This is a genomic window from uncultured Rikenella sp., from assembly GCF_910579375.1.
In the GTDB taxonomy this organism is placed as follows: domain Bacteria; phylum Bacteroidota; class Bacteroidia; order Bacteroidales; family Rikenellaceae; genus Rikenella.
Map to the genome: position 1 here is coordinate 1 of NZ_CAJTUJ010000207.1, position 2,632 is coordinate 2,632.

2 protein-coding genes are annotated in these 2,632 nt (G+C 60.4%); one reads left to right on the forward strand and one right to left on the reverse strand.

Annotated features, from left to right (window positions below; translation table 11 throughout):
- Positions 1-155: 155 nt before the first annotated feature.
- A complete protein-coding gene (locus QZ302_RS09740; protein WP_294594878.1) occupies positions 156-1,874 on the reverse strand; it encodes a DEAD/DEAH box helicase in 1,719 nt (572 codons plus the stop codon).
- Between the two features lie 543 nt (positions 1,875-2,417).
- On the opposite strand from QZ302_RS09740, the gene QZ302_RS09745 reads away from it, so the two are divergent.
- The gene (locus tag QZ302_RS09745) at positions 2,418-2,564 is read left to right on the forward strand and encodes a hypothetical protein (RefSeq protein ID WP_294594880.1); all 147 of its coding nucleotides are present in this window, start codon (positions 2,418-2,420) and stop codon (positions 2,562-2,564) included.
- Positions 2,565-2,632: the final 68 nt, after the last annotated feature.

Sequence of the window (2,632 nt, forward strand, 5' to 3'; positions counted from 1 at the left end):
GGCCGGGCAGGCCCCGCGTGCCCGCGGTGGGCAAATGGCAGCCTCTACCCCCGTTCTTTGTTCACGCGGCTTTAGACGGATGCTGCGCATCCTCAAACTGCTGACGGAACCAAACTAATATGCGGTCTCTTATCCAAGCTGCGAGAGAACCCGAATCAATATTTCCGACGGGTGTGGTCGCGACGCTTGGAGTAGTCCTGAGACCCGCCGCGACGCTGATAGGAGTCGCGAGGCCCGCGACGATAGTTCCGACCGCTGTCCCGAACGCCGTTCGGGTTGCGGTCGCTCTGCTTCTCGGACTCCTTGGCTAACTTGGCCAGCGGACGGTCGTCTTGGGCGAGCTCCCGAAGCGAGTTGAGCTTCTTCATCGCGGCTTCGGCGTCCTGGAACGGAATCGTCGCGAACGAAAAGTCGTCCATACATTTCACGTCGTCGATCTTCTGCTGGGGAATACCGCACTCGCGGGCCAGCAACTCGACGATCAACTTAGGCCGATAACCGGAGCTCTTACCCAGGCCGATAAAGAGCCGCGAGGTGCCGCGACGGTTCACGTCGATCCGACGGATCTCGGGATAGTTGCTCTCGTCCAGCTCGTTCTTGAAGGCCAGGCGCATCAGGGCGGCGAGGGCGACTTCCGGATCGAGCTCGGCCAGGAGCTCCCGGGCGATCTCGTCGTAGTCGGTGTAGGTCTCGTTTTCGACGATCTCGGCCAGTTCGTCTTTGATTTTCAGCTTCTTCATCTCGACGATGTCATGCCCGGTGGGCAAGGTCTCTTTCCGGATTTCGGCTTTGACCTGGCGTTGCAGGAACATGAATTGCCGGTTCTCGGCGGGAGAGATGAAGGTGATGGCGGTTCCTTCGTTCCCGGCACGGCCGGTGCGACCGATCCGGTGGACGTAGGATTCGGGATCCTGAGGCAGGGAGTAGTTGATGACGTGGGTCAGGTTCGAGACGTCGATCCCGCGGGCGGCGACGTCGGTAGCGACCAGTATGTTGGAGTGGCGTTTCTTGAATTTACGGAGGATCTTTTCGCGCTGGGACTGGGAGACGTCGCCGTGAAGCCCTTCGGCGGCATAGCCGCGTTCCAGGAGATTGTTGACGAGTTGGTCGACGGCGACTTTCGTGCGGCAAAAAACGATGCCGTAGAAGTCGTTCTCGACGTCGATGATCCGGGTCAGGGCGTCGAATTTGTCGCTCTCGCGGACTTCGAAGTAGATCTGGTCGGTGAGGTCGGCGGTGACTTGTTTGTTCTCGACGCGGAGCACTTCGATGTCGCGCATGTATTTCTGAGACAGTCCGGCGATCCGGTCGGGCATGGTGGCGGAGAAGAGGAAGATGCGACGCTCGTCGGGGGCGTAGCTCAGGATTTCGTCGACGTCGTCGATAAAGCCCATATTGAGCATTTCGTCGGCTTCGTCGAGCACGAGCCACCGAAGGGAGGAGAGGTCGAGGGTCCCGCGGCGAAGGTGGTCGAGGATGCGGCCGGGGGTCCCGACGACGATGTCGACGCCGGCACGAAGTCGACGCAGTTGTTCGTTCATGGCGGCGCCGCCGTAGATGGGGGTGACGCGCAGGTCGCCTTTGCGGAAGGATTGGATTTCGTCGTTCACCTGGATGGCGAGTTCGCGGGTGGGGGCGAGAATCAAGGCTTGCACTTGTTTGGCCCGGGGTTCGAGCAGCTCGACGATGGGCAGGCCGAAAGCGGCGGTTTTGCCGGTTCCGGTCTGGGCTTGGGCGATGATGTCGTTGCGGTTTTGCAGCATCACGGGAATGGTGAGCCGCTGGATGGGCGACGGAGTTTCGAACCCTTTGGCCGCCAAGGCGTCGAGCGTACGGTCGGAGAGACCGAGCTCTTTGAATGCTTCTAAGATCATAGACTGTTTCGATGTTTAGTGGGCTGCACAACATGGGGTGCGGCTCGTTCCGAAGGCCGGGTGTCCGTGGCTCCACTGGGGTTCAGTGCGCGGGAATACCGAAGGGCCGACACGCTGAAACCATCCCGACTTTTCCAGCCATCGAATTATCCGAACAGTCTCAAAAAAACAGGGCAAAGATAGGGAGTTTTCTCGGGATTCCGCGCGGGAGGGGCGTTTTTCCTGCGGGAGGGGAGGCGCGGCGCTCGCCCCGGGATTCCGTGACGCGGGCAATTATGGGCGATTGGGCGCTCTGACGCACGTCGGCACCGCCGGGTTCAGCTGGTCTTCCTCCTTTAGCGGGACGAGCGGCGTGTTCTTGCACTTCTACACGCAGAGCCTCAATTCCAGCGGCGCGGACTACCGCGCCTACGGTTTTCAGTTGCGGTGCCTCTCGGAATAAACAGGTCGTGTGTTTACGGGGAGTAATTTAGCGTAACGGGGCCCGGTTCGAGTGCCGAGCGGCCCGCCCCGGGCTGCCGCAACGCACACTCGGGCTTACCGGTGGACGGCGGTGACGGAGGGTTCAGCTGGTCTTCCGTCACGAGCAGCATCTACGGCTTGGACTTGAATTCCTATTCGCAGTACCTCAACGCCAGCTTCTCGGACTATCGCGCCCACGGTTTTCAGTTGCGTTGCCTCTCGGAATAAACAGGCACCCACAGGGTGTTTTATTGGCCGCCTCTACCCTACTTTTGTTTGACGTTGGTGGGTCGGAC

What these genes read in the sequence shown, in the direction of transcription:
- QZ302_RS09740 (WP_294594878.1), bottom strand. Translation starts at nt 1,874, where the DNA reads ATGATCTTAGAAGCATTCAAAGAGCTCGGTCTCTCCGACCGTACGCTC.